At 68.2% G+C, this 20,539-nt stretch carries 16 protein-coding genes and 7 pseudogenes; 10 read left to right on the top strand and 13 right to left on the bottom strand.

Annotated elements, in window-relative coordinates:
• Nucleotides 1–284: 284 nt before the first annotated feature.
• From PV419_RS18340 to PV419_RS18310, 7 genes are all read left to right on the top strand, one after another.
• Nucleotides 285–428: a hypothetical protein gene (locus tag PV419_RS18340; RefSeq protein ID WP_319690171.1), complete on the top strand. Its 144-nt coding sequence runs from the start codon at nt 285–287 to the stop codon at nt 426–428.
• A 299-nt stretch (nt 429–727) separates the two neighbouring features.
• Entirely contained in the window at nt 728–1,291 is a 564-nt protein-coding gene (locus PV419_RS18335) for a dihydrofolate reductase family protein (protein ID WP_319690167.1), read from the top strand.
• Nucleotides 1,292–1,701: 410 nt separating this feature from the next.
• On the top strand, nt 1,702–2,157 hold the full coding sequence (locus PV419_RS18330; protein ID WP_319690159.1) for a hypothetical protein: 456 nt from the start codon (nt 1,702–1,704) through the stop codon (nt 2,155–2,157).
• A 173-nt stretch (nt 2,158–2,330) separates the two neighbouring features.
• On the top strand, nt 2,331–2,567 hold the full coding sequence (locus PV419_RS18325; protein ID WP_319690155.1) for a hypothetical protein: 237 nt from the start codon (nt 2,331–2,333) through the stop codon (nt 2,565–2,567).
• An 8-nt stretch (nt 2,568–2,575) separates the two neighbouring features.
• Nucleotides 2,576–3,490: an MFS transporter gene (locus tag PV419_RS18320; RefSeq protein ID WP_319690149.1), complete on the top strand. Its 915-nt coding sequence runs from the start codon at nt 2,576–2,578 to the stop codon at nt 3,488–3,490.
• 274 nt (nt 3,491–3,764) lie between these two features.
• A complete protein-coding gene (locus PV419_RS18315) occupies nt 3,765–4,535 on the top strand; it encodes a quinone oxidoreductase family protein (protein WP_319690140.1) in 771 nt (256 codons plus the stop codon).
• A 166-nt stretch (nt 4,536–4,701) separates the two neighbouring features.
• Nucleotides 4,702–5,283, top strand: coding sequence for an HAD-IA family hydrolase (locus tag PV419_RS18310; RefSeq protein ID WP_319690133.1), 582 nt, complete (start codon nt 4,702–4,704; stop codon nt 5,281–5,283).
• A 33-nt stretch (nt 5,284–5,316) separates the two neighbouring features.
• Here PV419_RS18310 and istB read toward each other — a convergent pair.
• The 3 genes and pseudogenes from istB to PV419_RS18295 form a co-directional block, all read right to left on the bottom strand.
• Nucleotides 5,317–6,101, bottom strand: a pseudogene (gene istB, locus PV419_RS18305) (IS21-like element helper ATPase IstB).
• Between the two features lie 374 nt (nt 6,102–6,475).
• Nucleotides 6,476–6,727: a Mu transposase domain-containing protein gene (locus PV419_RS18300; RefSeq protein WP_319690126.1), complete on the bottom strand. Its 252-nt coding sequence runs from the start codon at nt 6,725–6,727 to the stop codon at nt 6,476–6,478.
• Between the two features lie 76 nt (nt 6,728–6,803).
• On the bottom strand, nt 6,804–7,331 hold the full coding sequence (locus PV419_RS18295; RefSeq protein ID WP_319690121.1) for a hypothetical protein: 528 nt from the start codon (nt 7,329–7,331) through the stop codon (nt 6,804–6,806).
• 254 nt (nt 7,332–7,585) lie between these two features.
• Here PV419_RS18295 and PV419_RS18290 point away from each other — a divergent pair.
• Nucleotides 7,586–7,784: pseudogene (locus PV419_RS18290) on the top strand (NAD(P)-binding domain-containing protein); the annotation flags it as partial.
• A 371-nt stretch (nt 7,785–8,155) separates the two neighbouring features.
• Here the strand turns inward: PV419_RS18290 and PV419_RS18285 are convergent.
• Nucleotides 8,156–9,106: a bacteriocin fulvocin C-related protein gene (locus PV419_RS18285; RefSeq protein ID WP_319690114.1), complete on the bottom strand. Its 951-nt coding sequence runs from the start codon at nt 9,104–9,106 to the stop codon at nt 8,156–8,158.
• A gap of 1,001 nt (nt 9,107–10,107) precedes the next feature.
• Entirely contained in the window at nt 10,108–10,995 is an 888-nt protein-coding gene (locus PV419_RS18280; protein ID WP_319690108.1) for an alpha/beta hydrolase, read from the bottom strand.
• 336 nt (nt 10,996–11,331) lie between these two features.
• Between PV419_RS18280 and PV419_RS53290 the strand changes: the two genes are divergently transcribed.
• Nucleotides 11,332–11,691, top strand: a complete 360-nt coding sequence (locus PV419_RS53290) for a LysR family transcriptional regulator (RefSeq protein WP_415925337.1) — start codon at nt 11,332–11,334, stop codon at nt 11,689–11,691.
• 62 nt (nt 11,692–11,753) lie between these two features.
• Here the strand turns inward: PV419_RS53290 and PV419_RS18275 are convergent.
• Both PV419_RS18275 and PV419_RS18270 read right to left on the bottom strand, forming a co-directional pair.
• Nucleotides 11,754–12,357, bottom strand: a pseudogene (locus PV419_RS18275) (transposase); the annotation flags it as partial.
• 139 nt (nt 12,358–12,496) lie between these two features.
• The gene (locus PV419_RS18270) at nt 12,497–13,177 is read right to left on the bottom strand and encodes a class I SAM-dependent methyltransferase (RefSeq protein WP_319690102.1); all 681 of its coding nucleotides are present in this window, start codon (nt 13,175–13,177) and stop codon (nt 12,497–12,499) included.
• 876 nt (nt 13,178–14,053) lie between these two features.
• On the opposite strand from PV419_RS18270, the pseudogene PV419_RS18265 reads away from it, so the two are divergent.
• Nucleotides 14,054–15,256, top strand: a pseudogene (locus tag PV419_RS18265) (IS3 family transposase).
• A gap of 570 nt (nt 15,257–15,826) precedes the next feature.
• Here the strand turns inward: PV419_RS18265 and PV419_RS18260 are convergent.
• From PV419_RS18260 to PV419_RS18235, 6 genes and pseudogenes are all read right to left on the bottom strand, one after another.
• A complete protein-coding gene (locus tag PV419_RS18260; protein WP_319690095.1) occupies nt 15,827–16,468 on the bottom strand; it encodes a hypothetical protein in 642 nt (213 codons plus the stop codon).
• 305 nt (nt 16,469–16,773) lie between these two features.
• Nucleotides 16,774–16,908 (bottom strand): hypothetical protein, encoded by a 135-nt coding sequence (locus tag PV419_RS18255; protein WP_319690088.1) that lies wholly within the window; start codon nt 16,906–16,908, stop codon nt 16,774–16,776.
• Nucleotides 16,905–18,569: pseudogene (locus tag PV419_RS18250) on the bottom strand (IS1182 family transposase). The gene PV419_RS18255 and the pseudogene PV419_RS18250 overlap by 4 nt, the downstream one beginning before the upstream one ends.
• Nucleotides 18,570–18,853: 284 nt before the next feature.
• The gene (locus PV419_RS18245; RefSeq protein ID WP_319690083.1) at nt 18,854–19,186 is read right to left on the bottom strand and encodes a cupin domain-containing protein; all 333 of its coding nucleotides are present in this window, start codon (nt 19,184–19,186) and stop codon (nt 18,854–18,856) included.
• A 45-nt stretch (nt 19,187–19,231) separates the two neighbouring features.
• Nucleotides 19,232–19,923: pseudogene (narI, locus tag PV419_RS18240) on the bottom strand (respiratory nitrate reductase subunit gamma).
• Nucleotides 19,909–20,250, bottom strand: a pseudogene (locus PV419_RS18235) (amino acid permease); the annotation flags it as partial. The pseudogenes narI and PV419_RS18235, both read right to left, overlap by 15 nt.
• Nucleotides 20,251–20,539 lie beyond the last annotated feature (289 nt).

Genomic DNA, 20,539 nt, shown 5'->3' with positions numbered 1-20,539 from the left:
CCCGCGTGATAACCGCCGCTGGCGCGGCCGGTACACCGACCAGCGCCTGCATGGCCTGGCCGACCGCATACGAGCCGGCCGCCCCCTCTCTTCCACCGCCTTGCACCGGGCCAGGCCAAAGCGCTGGCCTGCCAACTGCCCGCGGAGACCGGTGTAGCGTTGTCCCGCTGGTCGTGCCCCGAACGGGCGGAGGCGTCGGAGCACTGGCATGCCTGGCTGCCTACGACGTCCACCAAGCCACAGTGTTCGGCCGGTGCGAGGCGCGCACCGGCATCGATCCGTTCATGACCCTGGTCACCCAGGTCATGAGCCGCGAGCCGTACGCCAGCGCCAAGCGCGTGTTCTGGCTCGTCGGCAACGGCTCCTCCTCCCCCCGCGGCAAGGCAGCAGCGGACCGGCTGACAGCCGCGTCCCGAACGCGGTACTGATCCACACTCCGGTGCACGCCTCCTGGTTGAACCAGGTGGAGATCTACTTTCTGCTGGCCAGGCTCGACCGGCACACCGCCGATCACTCAGAAGAATGCTCCGTCGCCCTGGTAGCTTGATCAACTCCCAAAGGACTTCCGGAGCTGACGACTTAGCGCATGTGCTGACGAGTCTCACTGAGGTTTTCTCAACGAAGTGATCTCGTGAAGTGACTCGGCCCAGGCAATCTCGCGAGCCGCGATGAGTCCTGCGGCGTCCGGCGGTCGTACTGTCGAACCCGTTACCGAGGAGCACTTCTGATGCGCAGCGTGACCTATTCGATGAGCGTCTCACTTGACGGCTACATCGTCGGGCCGGACGGTGGCTTCGACTGGACGGCGCCCGACGAGGACGTCTTTCGCTTCTGGATCGACGAGATTCGAGAGGTCGGCGTCCACCTGTTGGGACGACGGCTGTACGAGACGATGCTGTACTGGGAGACCGCCGATCAGGATCCCTCGCTCGACGACTCAATGCTCGAGTGGGCCGCACTCTGGAAGCCGCTGCCGAAGGTGGTGTTCTCCACCACTCTGTCGGCGGTGCAGGGCAATGCCCGACTGGCCTCCGGCGGTCTGGCGGAGGAGATCGAGCGGTTGCGAGCCGAGCCGGGGGAGGGCGACATCGCGATCGGCGGCGCGACTCTCGCCGCCGAGGCGGCCGCGTTGGGTCTGATCGACGAGTACCGGGCCATGGTCTACCCGGTGCTGGTTGGCGGTGGCATTCCGTTCTTCCCCCATCACGAGCGCCGGGTGGATCTCGAACTCGTCGAGACCCGCACCTTCAGCTCAAGAGTCGTCTACCTCCGCCACCGCGTGGCGCGCTAGCCGGCTCGTCCGCCGAGCCCTGGGAAGAACAGGCCAGCCAGTGAGGTTCTCTCAACGGAGATCATTTCCACTGGCCGTTGAGGACGAGGGCGGCGCGGGCGATGCCGCCTATCCGGCTCGGGCTGAGGGTGACGTGCTCGAGGGCACGCCAACGCCTTTCAGCTCCGCCGCCTGGCCCGAGGAGAGCCAGCTCTCCGGCCTGCCCAACAGGGGCACGTCGTTCCCGCCTCTCGCCCCAAGGGCAACATCTCGGGACCGTAGCACGACGTGACCTACGCGCCTGCCACAACCACCTGAGCCGCCGGTCACGGCCGCCCCGCCTTCGACGCATCCTGCCGGCTTCCTCGCATCATTGATGCGGAAGGAACCATTCGAAACGGTGCGGCATCTGGCCCGGCATGAGTTTCGGGATGTTGTTCTTCGGACTGGTCTTCATGGGCGGGTGGGCGGCGGCCGTCGCTGCGCTGGTGTACGCCGCCGTTGTGCTGGTACGCATCTGGCCCCGGGACTGGGTGCGGCTCCACGGACACCCGGCGGTACGGCTGCTGGTGCCGACGCACGCGTACCTGCGCTTCGACGTGGCGCTCGCCGTGTCGGCCCTCCTGATCGATCTGTGGCTCGTGTCGGCGGCCATCGTGTTCGGGTCGGACGGCATCTTCACAGAGGACTGGATGGGTTACCCCGGGATGACGGATCCCTCCGGGCAGGGCTATCAGGCCGGAGCGGTGAGCGCACTGCGCACGACGGCGTGGTGGACCTCCGGGATCGCGGCCCTATGCCGGTGCTGGACCACAGCCGGCGTGCAGGTGTGCGTCCTGCCGTTGGCGGCGTCGTGGATCGGGTCGTTCGACACCTACTACACCTGACGTATACGGTCGGCCGTGGCCCGGGCCGCACATACTCCAGCGCAGCGGCCCTGGCCTCGGTTCAGAGAAGTTACGAGCCCGAAGGTCACGGCTCCGCTCCATGCGGGGCGCATGGCTCGCTCCCAGAGCCCCCCATCGGGTTCGGCGTCTTCGTCCAAGGCACCTCGGAGTTCATGCTCTCCGGGCTGCTGCCGTCCCTCGCCGGTGCTCTGCACGTCTCCCTGTCCGAGGCGGGCCTGTTGGTCTCCGCGTTCGCCGTCGGCATGGTCGTCGGCGCACCGCTGCTGACCCTGGCCACCCTCAAGCTGCCTCGCCGGGCGGCGCTGATCGGCTTCCAGATGATCTTCGTCGCCGGGCACGTGGCCGCCGCGCTCGTGCCGCACTTCGGGTCCTGCTGGTCACGCGGGTGATCACGGCCATGGCATACGTTAATTTCTGGGCCCTGGCCTCGGTGGCCGCCGTCTCCCTCGTCCCCGCCGACCGGCGCGCGAAGGCGATGTCTGTGGTGGCCGGCGGGATCAGCGTCGCCATGATCGTCGGTGTGCCGGCCGGTACCCTGCTGGCCCAGTACACGGGGTGGCAGGCGGCGTTCTGGGCGGTGGCCGCGATGACCGCGCTCTCCGTGGCCGCGCTGTTGTTCGCCCTGCCCGGCGGGCACGACACCGACGCGCCACCGCTGAGGCTGCGCACCGAGCTGCGCTCCCTGGCCGTGCCGCGCCTGTGGGCCGCCTACGCGACCGCTGCTCTGACCATCGCCGCCACGATCGCGGTCTTCTCCTACCTCGGTGCTCTGCTGGAGGACGTGACGGGTGTCGCCGAGGGGCTGGTGCCGCTGATCCTGGCGCTGTACGGGGTGGGCGCGCTGACGGGCATGACGGTGGGCGGCCGCGTCGCCGACCGGGGACCTATCGGGTCTCTGCTGACCGGCATGGGCACGGTCGCTGTCGCGGCCTCCGGCGTCGCGCTGACGGCGGGCAGCGCGTGGGCCGTGGTGCCGTTGGCGATACTGATGGGCGCGGGAGGCATGTTCTGCACCCCGGCCGTCAACGCCCGGGTCTTCGGCATCCTCGGTGAGACCAGGACGCTGGGCGGCGCGATCAACATCGCCGCGTTCAATGTCGGCATCGCCGTCGCCCCGTACATCTCCGGCCTGGTCATTGACGCGGGGCTGGGCCTGGCGGCCATCGGCTGGGTCGGTGCGGCCTTCGCCCTGGCGGCCGTGGAGAGCACGCTACTGGACCGCCACCTCACACGCCGCCACCAGCGCGGTACGACACGGATCGCCGCCGCGGCCGTCCCCGATGCCGCCCAGGCGGCCACCGCCCGCCGGTGACCCGACCCGACTATGACGAACGGGTGGAGGCACACCATGAAAGCGGTCGATACGCAACGACACGGCGACCAGCCCGAGATGGGTGTGGAGGAACGCCCGAAGCCGGTTCCCCGTGAGGGTTTCACGCTCGTCAGGATGCGTTCCGCGACGATCAACCAGCTCTCGAACACGATCCGCAAGGGCGACTTCGGCTTCCCGCAGGTGCCCCCTCGTCCTGGGCAACGAGGGCTCGGGGACCGTTGAGGAGAGTGACCGTTTCGCCCCCGGCACAAGGGTGGCCATCTACGGCCACTCCGACTTGGCCGTGGCCGTGGACGGCCTCTTCCAGGAGTGGGCCCTGGTCAGGGACGACCGGCTGCTGGAGTTGTCGGACACTCTCGACTGGGCGGAGGGATCGGCGCTGATGGTCAACTACCTGACGACCTACCTGGCCCTCACGAAGACCGCGAAGGTCCGGAGCGGCCAGATCGTCCTCGTCTCCGGGGCGACGGGTGGAGTGGGCCACGCCGGGATGCAGACGGCGAAGGCACTCGGCGCACGGCCTGTCGGCCGAGTCTCCTCCCCGCAGAAGGCGCGCCGGGCAACGGAGACCGGAGCATGGGCGGTCATCGACTCCGCGTCGCAGAAACTCGACGAGGCCATCGCCCACCTCACCGACGGCCACGGCGTCGACATCGCCCGGGACCCGGTCGGCGGACCGCGCCTCGGCGAGTTGACTCGGTCCGTCCGCCCCGGCGGCACGGTCATGTCCTTGGGCTTCACCGGGGGCACGCAGGCCCCGGTCGACGTCCTGGACCTCTTCGCAGGGCGGCTCGTCACCGGCTACGGCGTGCACGGCGACTCCGACGAGGAGATCGCCAAGGGGCTTAGGCCATCGGCCGTCTGGCCGCCGACGGGCAGCCGCGGCCCGTCATTGACAGCAGGTTCGCCCTCGACGACTTCAAGGGCGGCTACCAGCGCCTGGCCTCGCGGGAAGCCGTGGGCTCCGTCATCCTCGAACTCTGAACCGCTTGCGGAAGGTGCTCCTGAAGGGACACCGACATGAGCGCGATCGGACTGGCTGTGTCACTGGCCGTGGATGTCGTTTCGATACGCGTTGGGGAGTCACTCGGGGCCAGTCGTCATGATCGATGTCAGTGAGATTTAATGTCACTGCGAGGGTCGTCCGGCCTTGGACGATCTTCAGCCGAGGTGTTCGGCGGAGAGGAATCATGATGCTCGGTGCGGTGCTGTTCGACGTGGACGGGGTACTGCTCGACTCGACTGAGGCGCATCGACATGTGTGGGATGCCTGGGCGGGACTGCGGGGCCTGGATGCCAGCGTGGTTTGGCCGTTGACCTTCGGTCGGCGGCCGGAGGACACGGTGAGGCTGGCAGCCCCGGAACTGGATCCGTCGCAGGACCGCTTGGTGCTCGACCAACTCCTGGATCAGCAACAGGATGCCTTTCCAGCAGTTGACGGCGCCGTCGAGCTGTTGTTGTTCGCGGCGGCGGGTCTGCCCCTGCCGCGGGTTCAGGTTTATGGGGGCGATGTGGCGCAGGCCAAGCCTGCGCCCGAGTGCTATCTGAAAGCGGCCGCCGCTCTCGGCCTGGAACCGTCGGCGTGTCTGGTCGTGGAGGACGCGCCGGCCGGGGTGGCTGCAGGGAAGGCAGCGGGATGTCGGGTCGCCGGGTTCACCTCGACGCATAACCGGGACGGCCTGCGCCCCGCGGATCTGTTCTTCGACACCCACGCGGACACGGCCGCCTATCTGGAGGTGGCCGGACTGCTGTCGACCGGCTCTCTGGCCTAGAAGTACCGACGGCCTGGTCTTGCCCTGCCCAGGTCAGCTGGCCCGTTCGGCTTGGGCCCTGGTGTGGGGCGAGTCGGTAGGACTCGGTGCCGGTCTGGGTGATCGCGCCCGTTGAAGGTCAGGCGGTCGACGATGGCCGCGCAGAGCCTGGGGTCGGTGAAGATCTTGGTCCAGCCGCTGAAGGATTCGTTGTTGGCGTTGGCCAGACTGTTCTTTTCCTCACGCTCCGTCAGAACCTGGAACAGTAGCTCGGCTCCGCAGCGGTCAAGTTCCATTGTAGCCGAGTTCGTCGATGCAAAGAAGATCGACACGGCCGTAGCGGGCGATGGTCTTCGACAGCTGCTTGTCGTCGGCGGCCTCGACGACCTCGTTGACGAGCTTGGTCGCCAGCACATAGCGGACGCGGAAGCCCTGCGTCGCGGCCTCGGTCCCCAGCGCGATCAGTAGGTGGGACTTGCCAGTGCCGCAGTCGCCGATCAGGCAGAGCGGCTCACCCTTCTTGACCCATTCGCAGGTAGCGAGGGTGTTGATGGTGGCGGGTCGACGTTGGGGTTGGCGTCGAAGTCGAAGGCCCGCAGTGACTTGTCCCTCGGGAAGGCCGCGGCCCGGATCCGGCGTTCGGACCGGCGCCGGGCCCTGTCGTGGCACTCGGCCATCAGCAGCTCGGCGAGGAAGCCGCGGTAGGACATCTGGTCACGGGTGGCGCCGTCAGCCATCTCCTTGAACTGCTGGCGGATGGTGGGCAGCCGCAGCATGCGGCATGCCTGGTCGATGGAGGCGGTGGCGGCTTCTTCGGTCAGGCCTCGCTTGCGCATCATGATCCTTCCTTGTCTCCGGCCGTGCGGCCGCGCCGGTTCAGTAACTGGTCGGAGTGGGCCACCGAGGGCAGCGGCCTGGTGCCGGGCGGGAGATGCGCGAGCCTCCAGTCGGACAAGGACGTCACCGAAGAGTTCGGCCCGTCCATGTCTGCCAGGCCAGTCGCTGCGGCCGGCGGCGGGGCAAGTGAGCCGTCGGACTCGGCGAGCTTGCTGGCTTCCAGGGCGACCGCGTCGGCGGTCAGCCGCGGTCGAGCCGGGGAAGGCGCCGGGCTTGCGCAGGAGCGCTTCGAGGTAGTGGTCCAGGACCAGGCAGGAGCCGCCCCGGCCGCCGAGGCGTTCGCGGCGGGTGACCTCAGTGCGGCCGTCGAAGACGATCAGGCCGTTGGCGTGCAGCACAGCACCCGCAGCTGGTGGCCGATGAATCGCACCGGCACCGAGTAGGCGTTGCCACGGACGTTGACCTGCCCGAAGCGGTCGACGCGCGGGGTGAACCAGCGTCCGGTCTCGAACAGCTCGGTCGGCAACGGCTTCGGCAGCGACTGCTCGGCGGCGAAGTACTCGCCGACCGTTCGGGTCCGCGACCGCAGCCTGCGGCTCTCGTCGGTCAGGTCCCACTCGTCGACCATCGCGTTGAGCTCGGTCAGGGACGAAACCTCCGGGACGGGGACCAGGTGGCTGCGGCGGAAGTACCCGATCTGACCCTCAACCCCGCCCTTCTCGTGGGCACCCTCGATTGTGGCCCCGTGAGATCCCGCCCAGCACGCGGAACGCGTGCAGGTGGCTTTCGAAGAACGCCTCCTGGCCGGCAGTGGCGAACACGTGGTGCACGGCCTCGCCGGAGTACGACAGCCGTTGTGAGAACAGGTAGACCTTCGTCAGCCTTCCGGCGAGCACCACATGGAACTCGCCGAAGTCGACCTCCGCCTCGGCCTCGGGCAGATGGGTCTGCGGCACGAACATCGCCTGCGGACCCCGCCCCGCTTCCCGGCGCACCTCAGCCCGTCTCTCCTTCACGTAGAGGCGGACCATCGGGTACGAGATGTCGGGGGCATCGTGCTCGTCGACCAGGCGGTCAAAGATCCGCTGAGCGGTGTGCCGCTGCTTCGCCGGCGCGTCCAGGCCCGCCCGCAGCATCGCGTCGATCAGCTGCTTGTACGGGTTCAGCCGGGACTCGCGCCGGCGTGGCTTCTTCCTCGGCTCGGGCCAATGCCCGTCCAGGGCTCGGCGCACGGTCCGCCAGGTGACGTTGTACTTGCGCTGCAGGGCTCGTTGGGACAGAGTCCGTTGCGGTCGTGGTCACGGCGAATAGCGGCGTACAGATCGACCTTCGACTCCGACATCGAACCCCCTACGGGAGATGCACACCCCACGCTCCCACCGCAAGATCTTTGCTGACGTCGAAACAAACCGACACAGCAAACTCGGTGTCAGAAGGTGACTCCTACAGTCACGTCGGAACGACTCCCGCCCTCAGTTACAAAGCCATCGGACTGATCGGCAGCGGACACACAGGAGGCACCGTCGCACGGCTGGCCGTCGCCGCCGGACACGACGTCGTCCTGAGTAACCGGCGAGGACCGGACAGCCTGGCCGACCTGGTGGCAGAACTGGGCCCACGCGCCCGCGCGGCCCCCCACCGAAGCCGCGACCGCCGGGGACATCGTCGTCGCGACCATCCCGCTGTATCGACCTCCTGGTCGCGGTCAAGGTCCTCACCGGCGACGGCAGCGCGGACAGCAACCGGCAGGTGGCCCGGTTCGCCCGCGAAGCCGCGGTCGCTGGCGGACTCGCGCACCCGAACGTCGTCACGGTCCACGACTTCGGTACCGCGACGCATGACGGGCAGCTGTAGCCCCGGATCACTGTCTGGGACATCAGAACCCTGCGAGAACACGCCGTCATCGAGCCACCGGGCGGCCGTGGCCTGTGGGACGCGCGCACACTGCGCCGGTCGCCCCCGGCGGCCGCTGCGGCAAGGCCCGCCTTATGCTGACCCGCCGCGAACGGCCGCCGACCGTGAGGGCCGTGGATCAGTAGAAGCAGTGGCCGTCGCATCAGTACTGGTAAGCCGTGCCACAGCGGCGCACGCGCTGGCACGGAGGGGCGGTCGACCCGCAATTCCACGGGTCGACGCCGCACCAGTCCGACTCCGTGGAGCAGCTGCACGCGTCTGCGAGAGGCTGCGCCGTCTCGGTCGCCGGGCCGAGCGTAGCAATGAGGTGCCGGCCTTGCTCGATGCCGAACTCCTTCGTCACGGTTGTGCGGATCGCTTCGAGGGCCTGGGCGTGCTGCTCGACCTGGTCGGAATCGCACATGCTGTCGTCAGCCAGCGCCCGCTCCACCATCTCGTAGGCGCGGCGCTGGCCAGCGTTCGACGCCGGGTGCGCCGCCCGGAACGCGGCGACGTGTTCGCGCCACAGGCCAGCCCGCTGAGCCGGCGAAAGGGCCTGGTAGATCTCCTGCCGGTATTCCTCCGGGAAAGCCACGAACGCGCTGTAAGTCTGTGGGAGACGGGTCCGGTTGGTGGCCACCCACGCGGCGGCAGCCGTTCTGCGCTGTTCGGCAAGCGCCGGAACCGCCCCGCTGAAGACGAGTCCGCCGGCGATCGTAGCTCCGACGCCCAGCCGCAGGAACGTCTTGCGGCTCAGACCGCGGGCCGGAGCGGGTGGGGACAACGGTGCGCGTGCCTCCTCACGAAGCTGCTCGAGCGCGCCCAGGACGCGCAGAGTCGCTCGTGGCCCCAGCAGCCGGATGAGCGGGAGAGCGATGCGACGGGAGGTCCAAGCCCGCACGTCGTCGGCGCCGCGGACCCGGAGCAGGGTCGGAGTGAACGGCGCGCCGTCACCCAGGGCCGCAGACCGCCACCGCGTCACTTCGGGATGCTGCAGCGGCAGGACGGCGAACCGGCCGCCCCCGGCCTCCTCCACCGCTCGCGAGATGCTTCGGCATGTGCCACAGGACGCGTCGAAGGCCAAAATCCAGCGCTGTGTCGGCTCGGCAAACATCGTCGTTCCTCCCTTTCGGGTAAAGGCCGTCGGCTCGGCACCGGCGGATCGCATGCACACACCAGGCCGCCATACTCCGCCATACAGGCTGTGTAGACAGCGCGACGTTCGTGGACGGTAGCGCTGCCTTCTCGGGACCGGTCCTGCATAACGGTGACGGTGCCCCCGATGCGTGAGCGGATCACCCGCACCCCTGCCAGAAGCCGCCCACACCACCTGCCCCGCAGAATTCCGCTGAGGGACACGGGCATCTGGCTTCCCGGGGCGAGGGTTCCGGAGAGCTGTGCAATCGCGGCCTCCGGCGCCTTGGCGCTCCCTGCAGGGAGCGCCAAGGCGCCGGTAGCCACCTCGAACCCGACAGATGCCCGGCCGACCTCGCTCTCACCAGCCATTCCTTGCCCCTCCGTCCGACGTGCTCGCACAAGACGAACCTGCCGCGCTCGGATAAAGCCCGTCTGGTGGCTTCGTCCCTGGAGGGAGGAACGCATCAGCCCACCCACAGCGTGCGCAGGGCCGGTATCCAGAAGCTTCCGCTTCGCCGACCGGGGTCCACCCTGCCTTGTCCAGGCATCGGCCGTCTCCACTGATAAGTCCGCAAGTCTCATCGCGGTGATATACCGCGCCGTGCCCTGGAAGGCTGGGCCGTACAAGGACAGCCGGCCGCCCGTACGAGTGCATCATGATTTGTGCCCGGCGCTCCAGGAGCGGCTGTTCCAAGGGAAGTGTGGGTGTCGGGTGCGTCATGCATGTGATAGCGCCCGGTCGACGGCGGCGATGGCTGAGGACGTGGCGGCACGAGCAAACCGCCGCGGAGCAGGCCCGGCGGGCCGTGCCCGTGCGGCTGCTCAGGAACGGGCGGCGTCGGCCTTCTTCGGAGCCGAGACCGCCGTCACTCAGAGGTGCCCGGAGGCCCGGTCCCGGGCACCTCCCCGCCCACCCCGCCCGGATCGATCAACAATCAAGCAGAAGATCAACCGGCCGACGCACCGGTGGCTGCAGGCTCAGGCCCAGCGCTTCAGGAACTCGATCGCTGCGGAGCCGACCTCCGCGGGATGCGAGGCACTCAGGAAGTGCTGCCCGCCCTCAATGATCTCCAGGCGCGCCTCGGGGGAGCGGGTGAACATCCGGATCTCCTCCTGGGCGTTCGGCACGGAGTACACCTGGTCCGCGGTCCCGTGCAGCCACAGGACGGGGCAGCGGACCTCATCGAGCCTGCCGTGGAGCCCGTCGCGGTCCCGCAGGTTCACCGTGCTGAGGCGCAGACGGTGGCGTCCGGCGTCACCGGTGTAGTTTGCACGGTAGGCGGTGAGCCAGAATTCGCGTTCCTCGGCTGAGACGCCGCCCAGGGCCGTGGTGAAGATGGCGTCTACGACCTCGTCCGGCACGACCCAGTCCTCGCCGACCGGGTCGGCGAGGGCGTCGACGAGCGGCGTGTTGGACCCTATCCCGTCCCAGCACCCCAGGTCGCGGCTGCGCGGGCTCTCGAAGTCCATCGATGTGCCGAGCGGGATGAGGCCCCTCACGACGTCCGGGGCGAGCAGAGCCATGCGGACCGCCACCCAGCCGCCCTGCGAGGTTCCCAGCACGAAGGCCTCGTCGATCCCGAGGGCCTCGAGGGCCTGCAGGTTCGCGACCGCGCTGTCCCAGTAGGTGAAGTGCTGGTACGCGGCCCTCGTGCGGCCGTGCCCGTAGGGTTCGAGGGCCAGCAGGTTGGCCGCGGACCCGAGCTCCGGGTCGGTGAACTGCGGCCGGTACAACTCGGCCGAGGTGGTGTACGAGTTGATCAGGACCAGCGTCGGGAGTGCGGGGTCGTACGGCTTGCCGAAGGTGTATCCGACGGTCGACCCCCCGAGGTGAGGGATCTCGACGGTCTGTCCGGGCTTGCTCACGGTGTACTCCTTGTTTCGTATGTGAGGGTCTCTGAGAACGAGGCGTCGGAGCGGAGGACGGGAGTCCGGAGACGTCCGGCAGTCTCCGGTCCGCTCCACGCTTGCCAGCGGGTGGCGACGCAGGCGGTTCCAAGGCGCCCGTCGATGCCCTCGAAGCCCACTCGACGGAGGACCCCACGAAAGAGCCGAACACGGCTCGACGCACCTTGCGCTCGGCGCCGCACCTGGCCGGTCATGGTCATGTAAATAAGCCCCTTCGGAGGACGGCTCCGGTCGAGTCCATTGCCATCATGGGCAGATGATCCACATGATGTCGAATAATGGTCTGACCTCACCCTGTTCGCATCTTTCGTAGCCGTGGCCCAAGAGGGCTCAATCTCGGCGGGCACCCGCCGACAGGGAGTCACACAGCCAGCGATGAAACGTCAGATCCAGCGGCTCGAGCACGATCTCGGCGTGCGGCTGCTGGCGCGCGGCACCGGACCGTTGCGGACGACACCCACGGGCGCCAGGTTCTACGACCGCCAATCGAGCCGCCAACGGTCAGCGGCAGCTGCGCGATCTCCGGCGGCGTGTGGCACTCGTTCTGCGACGCCACCGATGTCTCAAACGCCCGCGTCCTGGATATTGACCACCTCGTATCCCTCGCAGAGGCATGGGACAGCTGGGGCCTCGAGCTGGTCGTCCCCGCCTTGAGGTGGTGAGATCCACGGCACCGGGCTTGCGCATCACGGGGTCCGTGCGCGTCCGCCTTTGGAGCCGGCGTCGAAGGCGATCAGGATGTCGCGGTCACCCGCGTGCCAGCGGCCCATGTCGATGAGGTCCTCGACCACGCGGCGCACCTGGGCCGCGGCGACCTCGGCGACTTTGTCGGCCGGCCCCAGCCGCAACGCGTCCAGGATTTGCCACCATGAGGTCCGGCCCGACTCCAGCGCGGCGACGAACGAGTAGGGCCAGCCGGGCACGAACTGGTCCGACGAGCGCCCGCTGCGGCCGTAGACGTGGCAGAACAGGCGGTCCGCACTGCACGGAGCATCCGGCCGCAGCCAGTGGGTCCCCCGCCAGCACCAGGCGTCCGTCGGCGGCCTCGGGCTGCGGCAGCCCGGCCAAGGCCTGTCGCAGCCGCGGCACATCGACGTTCCCGCTGTTCAGCGCGGCGTGCATCGCGCCGTGACCGCGCCGGTGCTCGACCGTCAGCGTGAGGTCCACCGGCGTGGTCACCGGCCCGTCTGCACACAGCAACGCGTCGGTCAGCTCGAACATCGTGTCCCCGCGCACGGGCAGGCAGTCGAAGAAGTCGTCCGGGAAGTGTGACGCCGCCGCGAAAGCTTCCCGCCGGGCATCGTGATGCAGCAGAGTCATTCCCCACGGCCTGCGTGCTGGTCAAGTGCCTCTTTGGCCGGAGCACAGGATCAGACGAAGGCCGTGTTCTATCCCCGGAATCCCCGTACGAGCGATCATGTTCGGGGCATTGTTCGAGGTCAGACCAGAAAGAACAAGCTCAGCGCAGCCGACGCGCGCGCAGCACCAGGTCGTCGGTATGGTGCGCGCCGGCGCCGCCGTCGGGTGCCACACGTGGCCGCTGCTCGTCCACCTCCACCTCCCAGTCGTCGCTGAGCAGAGCGGCGACCATCGAGGGCCAGACGTAGTCAGCCGGGTCGAAGCCGCTGTCGTGCGCCGGCTGGTTGTCCATCCCTGCGTGGTGTACGAGCAGCAGTACGCCGCCGGGTGCGACGGCCGCGAGCAGCGCTCGCTCGGCTGCGGCGTCGGGGGTGCGCAGCAGGGCTGGGTACTGCGCGGAGACCAGGTCAAAGGAGGCTGGCGGGAGCGCCGCCTCCGTCAGGGCGGCGTGTACCCAGCGAACGGTGAGGCCTGCGTCCCGTGCGTGCTCGGCCGCCCGCTCCAGCGCCACGCCCGAGACCTCGAGCGCGGTCACGTCCCAGCCGCCGCGCGCGAGCCAGACGGCGTCCGCGCCCTCGCCACAGCCGATGTCGAGCACCCGCCCGGGTGTGAGCCCGGCGACCTCGGCGACGAGCGCACCGTTGGGCTGGCCGCTCCACAGTTGTTGTCGGTCGGCGTACCGGTTGTCCCACTCCGCCCGCACCGCGGGGTCTCCGACGTAGCCGTCGGCAGGCGAGGGGGTGCCGGACGCGGGCGATCCTGCTGTGATGTTGTCGGTCACGGACCCACCGTCGCCCATCGTGTCCCGGGCAGGCCACTCCTGTTGCCGGTCCGGCAAAACGGCGCCCAAGGAGCGAAGAGCAGGTCGTCACGCTGGCCGGTCGGCCGCCACGCCCACTCGGTGTGCGGCGTCTCCAGCAGCTCGGGCAGCGGGGCGACGTCGCCCGCCCCGCGGCCTGATGTCCCGGATTCGCCGCTGCAGTGCAATCGGGGGACGTGACCGCTGACGTCGGTAGTGGGGTTCGGCCGGGATCCGAGAGTGTCTGGGCAGGGCATCGAACCTGGGGTGGGACGGCCTCGAAGGGTTCCGGACGGTCCCGGACGCCTTGATCCGTTGTGCGGAGGTCGGTGGCCCGCGAGGCTTCTCGTACCGCTCCGCAGCCGTTCGACGGCGCCCGGTGCGAGGGCTTCCTTGAGTAGTCCAGGACTGTGGAGCGCAGCCGGAACTCGAAGCTGCGGCGGGTTGGGCCGCCCCGCGCCCCACCTACTCGGAGGAATCCCGTGAACATCTCTTTGCGTAAGAGAGCTTCTCGAAACCGAGTGTGGGGGTTGGTGGTTCCGTACGGGTGTGCTGTTCAGGTGATTGTGGCCGCGTTGGGGCATGAAGGCAGGGCCACTCGGCAGCACAGAGGGTGTCTACGCCACTGCTCACCGGGAGGCCCTGTTGTCGCAGTTGTATCGGTCTGCTGGCGATGAGTCCATTCCGGACACGCGGAAGTGCGACTGCTTCGCCCACACGTACGGCAACGCCGCGGACAATCCGTCCGGCGGGCACTGAACCGCCCCGGGTTCGGTAGAGACTCGAACACGTGTAAGGATTCGAGTTTCGGCACGACCTTCCTCCTACCCGCTTGAGCTCCGCCCCCGTGCGGTGCGCATGGTCGCCGAGGTGCGCGACGACTACCCGAACGAGACGGCCGCTTTGCAGGCGGTGGCAGGGAAGCTCGGCACCGGGTCCCGTGAGACGCTGCGGAACTGGGTGAAGCAGCACGACATCGATGCGGGGACGCGAGCGGGGACGACGACGGAGGAGTCCGCCCAGATCAAGGCGTTGAAGAAGGAGAACGCCGAGCTGAAGCGGGCCAACGAGATTTTGAAGGCTGCGGCGAGTTTCTTCGCAGCCGAGCTCGACCGGCCACAGACACGCTCGTAGCGTTCATCGACGAGCACCGGGACCGCTTCGGCGGCGTCGAGCCGATCTGCAGGACCCTCACCGAGCACGCCTGCAAGATCGCCCCTTCCACGTATGACGCCCACAGGAAACGCCTCGGGACTCCCTCCGCCCGTTCCGTGCGCGATGAGGAGCTCAAGGAGCGGATCCATGAGGTCTACACCTCCAACTACCGCGTCTGCGGAGCCCGGAAGATCTGGCGCGAGCTGAACCGGCAGGGGCATGCCGTTGCCCGCTGCACCGTGGAGCGTCTCATGCGCGAGCTCGGTCTCACCGGCGCCGTCCGCGGCAGGAAGGTGAGCACGACGATCACCGAGGCTTCCGCCGGGCGAGCCCCGGACCTCCCCGACCGCGACTTCGTCGCCAGTGCCCCCACCCGCTGCTGGGTCGCGGACTTCACGCATGTCGCCACCTGGAGCGGGGTCGTCTACGTCGCCTTCGTCGCGGACACCTTCTCCCGGCGCATTGTTGGCTGGTCCGCCGCCACCGCCAAGGAGACCAGGCTCGTCCCGGACGCCCTGGAGATGGCCCTGTGGCAACGTGACCGGGGACGGATACCCTTACCGACAGGGCGAGTTGATACACCACTCGGACGCGGGGTCGCAGTACACAGCGTTCGCGCTGGCCGAGCATCTGGACCGAGCCGGCATCGCCGCATCCATCGGCTCGGCCGGCGACGCCTACGACAACGCCCTGATGGAATCCACGATCGGCCTGTTCAAGACCGAGCTGATCAAACCTGGCCGCCCCTGGAAGAAGCTCTCCCAGGTCGAGCTCGCCACCGCCGAGTGGATCGACTGGTACTGCCACCGCCGACTCCATGGTGAGATCGGCCACGTCCCGCCCGTCGAATACGAGACCACCTACTACGTGCAATCCACGAAACCCCAGGTCACAACCACAATCTGAGATCTCTACCGAACCCGGGGCGGTTCACCCGGCAGCCGCACCCGCGATAGCGGTGCACACGCCGCTTCTTTGTGCGGCACACACCGCCCGGTCCGTGGACCGCCTTACGCCGTGCGGGGGCGGACCCCTCGCGGGAACCCCTTGATGCCCATTCAGCGTGGTTCGAGGCTCGACCGCCAACAATGCGCCTATGTGTGCTTCTGCAACAGGCCCAGACAGGGAGAGCAACACGATGCGCCCCTGCAACGCGACACCGGCCAGGTCGTCGGTCACCGCGCAAGCAAACAAACAAACCTGCTCACCGGCCTCGGGGCCAACCCGACCGCCTCCGGCACGGTCACCGGTGTCGGGAGCCTGGTCGGCGCGCGCTGTTCGCCCCGAAGATCGCGCGCCAGTTCGGCGTCGAACAGAAGGCCATCATCGGGTTCGCGGTCAGCCCGCTCGCCCAGGCTCCCCCTCCGCCTCACCGGTCTCGGACGCAGGAGACAGATCGCCCTGGCCCCGACGCTGGCCGTGGGTACGTACGCCGGGCAGGCTGCTGCCGCCGCGGCAGCCTGCTCCCCAGCGGTCTTACTCGGCCTGCTCGGACCGCGCCTCGTCCTGGGCCGGTGCGTCAGTGTGGGGGGCGGTGTAGAAGACGGATGCGCCCTGCTTGCTGCGCTGGGCCTGGTTTTTGGCGACGAGCCCTTCGAGGGTGGTGCGCACGACGGTGGTCTTGATGCCGCGCTCGGGATGGGCCTGGCCGAGGGCGGTGGCGACTTCCGCCGCGGAGCGCGGTTCGCCCTGTTCGGTGAGGTGGCTGCGGACGAGTTCGACGAGCGTGGGTTGGACCGTCTTCGGGGCTGTGGCCTTGTCCGCGGGCTTCTTGGCGTCCGATTTCTGTGCGGCCGCGCGGACCTGTACGGCGTCGGCCTTCTTCGCGCGCTTTTGCTTGCCGGCACCGGGCTCCCCAGCGGTCTTCTTACGGGGAGCGGGCACAGTGGAGCTGCTCGGGGTGACCGCAGGCTGAACCGGCGTGGGCGAAACGCCAAGCGCCTGCTGCACATTGACCAGCACGGAGTGGTCATGCTGCAGGGCAGCGAGCTGCTCCTGCAGTGCGGCGATGTCCGTGCTGATGCGTTCCTGATCCTTGGTGTTGCGTTGCAGGTCGCTGGCCACCTGGGCTGCGTACTGCGACGTCAGCTCGGTGGTGGCCGTTGTGCTCTCCGACATAAGGTTGACCTTTCTCTATTTCCTGGCTGGGTGTGCCAGGTCTTTGGCGCAGGCGTAGAGCGCCACGCGTGTGTGTTCTCAGGCTGGTGTCTGAAGGCAGCGGCGGTCACTGCTGTGAACAGCCAGCACAGAGATAGTACGGATGAGTGAAGTGTGTTGTTTCCCTTGAGTGATGTTTTTTGCTCGAGCTGAGCTTCAAGGGTGGCGCACATGCTGCTGCTCGGGGTGTAGTGCAGAGCGGATTGGAGGGCACTCGTGGGGGAGCTGCCACATGAAGTTCCCCCGTGATCCTGGACACTCTTCTTCTACGCTGCGAGCGTTTGGTCGTTGCGGAACCGCTGAGGTGTCTCGTGGGGTGTGAGGTACCCGAAGACTGCGTGTTTGCGCAGGCGGCGCCGGTTGTAGAAGGTCTCGATGACCCTGTTGCCCAATTCACTCATGCGGCAAGGTCGAGGGCGGCCAGCCGTGATGTGCGGGTGCGGGCGAGTGGGGTGTCGTTCCACCAGGCATCCAGGCGGATCAGGTTGATTGCTGCTGCGGTGAGAACGTGCGCGAGGTGTGTTTTGGCCAGGCCCACATAGCGGGTCCGTCGGGCTCCCGTGGTCGTGACGGCCTGGTGGATGGTGCCTTCCACGCCTGCGCGGGCTGCGTAGCGGTCCTTCCACTCGTCCGTGGCCTGCTCGGCGCGTACGCGTTCCAGCATGGCGTCCTGATCCTGGGGTCGAACGGTCAGCTGGCGTCCGTACTGGGTGGATCGGGTGCACTGGTCACGCACGGGGCAGGGCGCGCAGGTGGTGGTCGCGAAGCGGATCCGGATAGCGTCGCGGCCGGTGCTGTCCACTCCCTGTGTCCAGTACCGGTTCGTGGCGCCGGTCGGGCATGTGGCCCGCCGCTCCTGCCAGTTGATGGTGAAGGCGGATTTACCGAAGCCACCCTTCTTCACCGACTGCGGGGTGTTGTTCGACCGGACCGGGCCGACGACGCTCACACCGAGAGCGACCGGCGCGGTCACCAACAGCTCCGCAGAGGTGTAGCCGGCATCCAGCAGATGCTCCGCGGGAGGAGCTTCCTGTCGGCGAGGCCGTCATGGACCGCGTCGACGACCATCGCGTCGTTGACCGTGGCGTCCGTCGTGACAACGTGGGTGATCAAGTGCGGGCGCTGCGCCTCCACGACGTCGTCGCAGCTCTCGCTGAGGTGGATCTTGTATCCAACCCGGGCTGATCCGCGCTTCTTCGCGTACCGGGCGTCAGGATCGTAAGGCGAGGCGATCAGTGCTCTGCTCGGCGGGAGATCATCCTTCCCCCGCCAGGCCACCTCCTCAGCGCCCTCGGTGACGGTGCGGGTGAACTGCTGCACCCACACCGTGCGCAGAACACCGATGGCGGGCACCTGGCGCAACCATGCCGGCGTCGTCGGTGCAAAGGCCGCTTCGAGGAGGCGGTATCCGTCGGTTGCGATCTGCTGGGCGAGCTCGCGGCGTTCCTGCTCGTCGGTTGGCAGCCGGTAGGCGTCGATCCGTGTCCCGTAGCGGTCCTGCCAGTCAGGGGCCATCCACGTGCGCATCCAGTCCGGCGCCGCCGCGGCGAGCGCCTCCAGCGCAGCCCGCAGCGTCTCCCCGACGAACTCCAGGCGGTTGAGGGTACGGACCGCGGCCAGGACGTGTGTGGAGTCGGTGCGCTGCCGCCCACCGGCGGCAACCAGCCCCATGTCGGCCAGTCGTTCCAGGAGCAGGTCCAAGATCCTGCCCTCCAGGCCGTGTGCCAGGAGCCTGTCCCGGAAGCCGGTCAACACGGTGTGGTCGAAGCCTGGATCGGTCAGCTCCAGGCCGAGCAGGTACTTCACATCGATCCTGGCCCGCACCGCGTGCGCGGCCTGGCGGTCGGTGAGGTTCTCGGCGAACTGCAGGATACTGACCAAAGCCAGCCGGCCAGGGGAGATACCCCCGGACTCCGAACGACTCCCGGAACTCCTCGTCCGAGAACAGCGGGCCGAGGGCATCCCGGATTCGCATGGCCAAGCAGCCCTTGGGAAACGCCGCTTGGGCCACATCACGCGTTCCGGCGGGGACATCCGCCCCCGAGTCCGCTTGCATGGACACCGCCCCACCCCCGTTCCACGGCCGGACGTCCTGTTCACGCCCGTATGCCACCGCTCACCACACTCGTGGCTTCGGCTGGCACACGCCCCACGATCACGTCGGCTTCACCCAATTGGGCAACGGGGTCTCTCTGACACAGCTTCTCACGCAGGGGCCGCCCACGCTTCACACGGTCCTGACCGGAGATCTTGGATAGTCCGGCTGAGCCGTATCCGAGACCTCCGATCACCTTCAGCCAGAAGATCCGGCTGCGACGCCCACCGGCCCATCGGCAGATGCCGAGGTCAGGCGGACTTGGCGACGGTCAGCAGTGTGGCGGCGTCTTCGAGGGCCTCCAGACTGTGGCGAGCGGGCGGTACGAGGAGTAGGTCGCCGGCCATGCGCTCCCACACATCGTCGCCGCTGTGCAGCCGTACCCGGCCGCGTAGTACGAGGACGGTGGCCTCGCCGGGGTTTTCATGTTCGGCCAGGGTGGTACCGGCGCGCAGGGCGATGAGCGTCTGGCGCAGAGCGTGTTCGTGGCCGCCGTAGCGGGTCTCGGCGCTGCGGCCGGTGGAGGAGGTCGCGGCCCGTTCCAGGTGCTCGCGGGCCTTCGCGTCGAGGGAGAGCTTCTGCATGGCAGAGTTGCCGTTTCTGTTTCGGAGGGCTTGCGCGGGTTCGGGTCAGTAGCGGACGCCGATGCGGCGCCAGCGGCGTCCGCTGGTGCCGGGCTCGGTGGGGTGGGTGGCGGTAGGGGAGCGGTAGAGGACGAACGGGCGCCACAGGTACCACAGCGGGATGCTCCAGGCGTGGACGAGCCGGGTGAAGGGCCACACCGCGAGGATGGCCCACGCGGCGGTGGCATGGACCTGGTAGATCAGCGGGGCGTGGGAGATCGCGGCCACATCCGGGTTACCGGCGAACAGGCCACGGAACCACAGCGCCACGCTCTGGCGGTAGTCGTAGCCGGCACCGAGGAGGTTCATGCCCATGGTGGGGATGATGCCGAGCACGATGACGATGGCGAGCAGGATGAGGGCCACCCAGTCGACGGGGCTGGTGTGGCACGGACCTTGGGCACGGTGGTGCGGCGGAAGGCGAGGATCACCACGCCGAAGATGACGGCGAGCGCGGCGACGGTGCCGCCGATGGAGGAGAACCAGCGGTAGGTGTCCTCGGGGATACCGAGCCACCGGGTGAACGACTCGGGGATGAGGATGCCCATAAGGTGGCCGGCGATGGCGGCGAAGGTGCCGTAGTGGAAGAGCGGTCCGCCCCATTTCAGCAGGCGGCGCTCCTGTAATTGGGTGGAGCGGCTGGTCCAGCCGAACTGATCGTAGCGCCAGCGCCAGACGTTGCAAAGGCCCGAGCACATCACCGTGAAGGCGACGATGAAGGTGAGAAACGGGACCTGGAACGCCTTCTGGGTGGATAGCGCGGCGCCGGCCGCCTGCGGGTACTTACCGACGAGCTCGACATACGAGGCGGCGGTCAGGATCGCCACGACGAACCCGATGACGAACGGCAGCCACAGCGCCCCGCCGACCTTACCGGCGACCTGCCCGGTGGTGGCATAGATCCCTGTACCGAGAATGTCGCCGATCACGAAGAAAATCAGCAGTTTGGGACCGATGGCGCGCCGCAGAGGGGTATCGTCCCCGTTTTCCGGTGCATCGGCGGCGTCACTTCCGGTTGCGGACACGAAGACCTCCCCCTGAGGCGTTCTGCACTGGACAATGTCTTGCCTGCCCGGCTTGCCAGTGAGTGATGCCTTGGCGTACTGCAATCGGAGACACGTGCGCAGAGCGAGCCGGTACCACCGCGACCTGAGTCGTTGCGGGATTCCTGACTTCGGTGATGCTGGTCCGTGTGCTGCTGAGGCTGCGAAACCGTAAGTAGCTGTTGTCTTTTCGATCTTGGGTGGTGGCGGTCGAACGCGGATTCCCGGTCGGGTGATCCTGCCGTGGCGAGAGCATGAAGACGGGGCCTCC

Origin of the sequence: Streptomyces sp. ME19-01-6, from assembly GCF_033793745.1 — a bacterium.
In the GTDB taxonomy this organism is placed as follows: Bacteria; Actinomycetota; Actinomycetes; order Streptomycetales; family Streptomycetaceae; genus Streptomyces.
The sequence above is the reverse complement of the archived record's forward strand: the minus strand, read 5'-3'. Positions and strand labels throughout refer to the sequence as shown.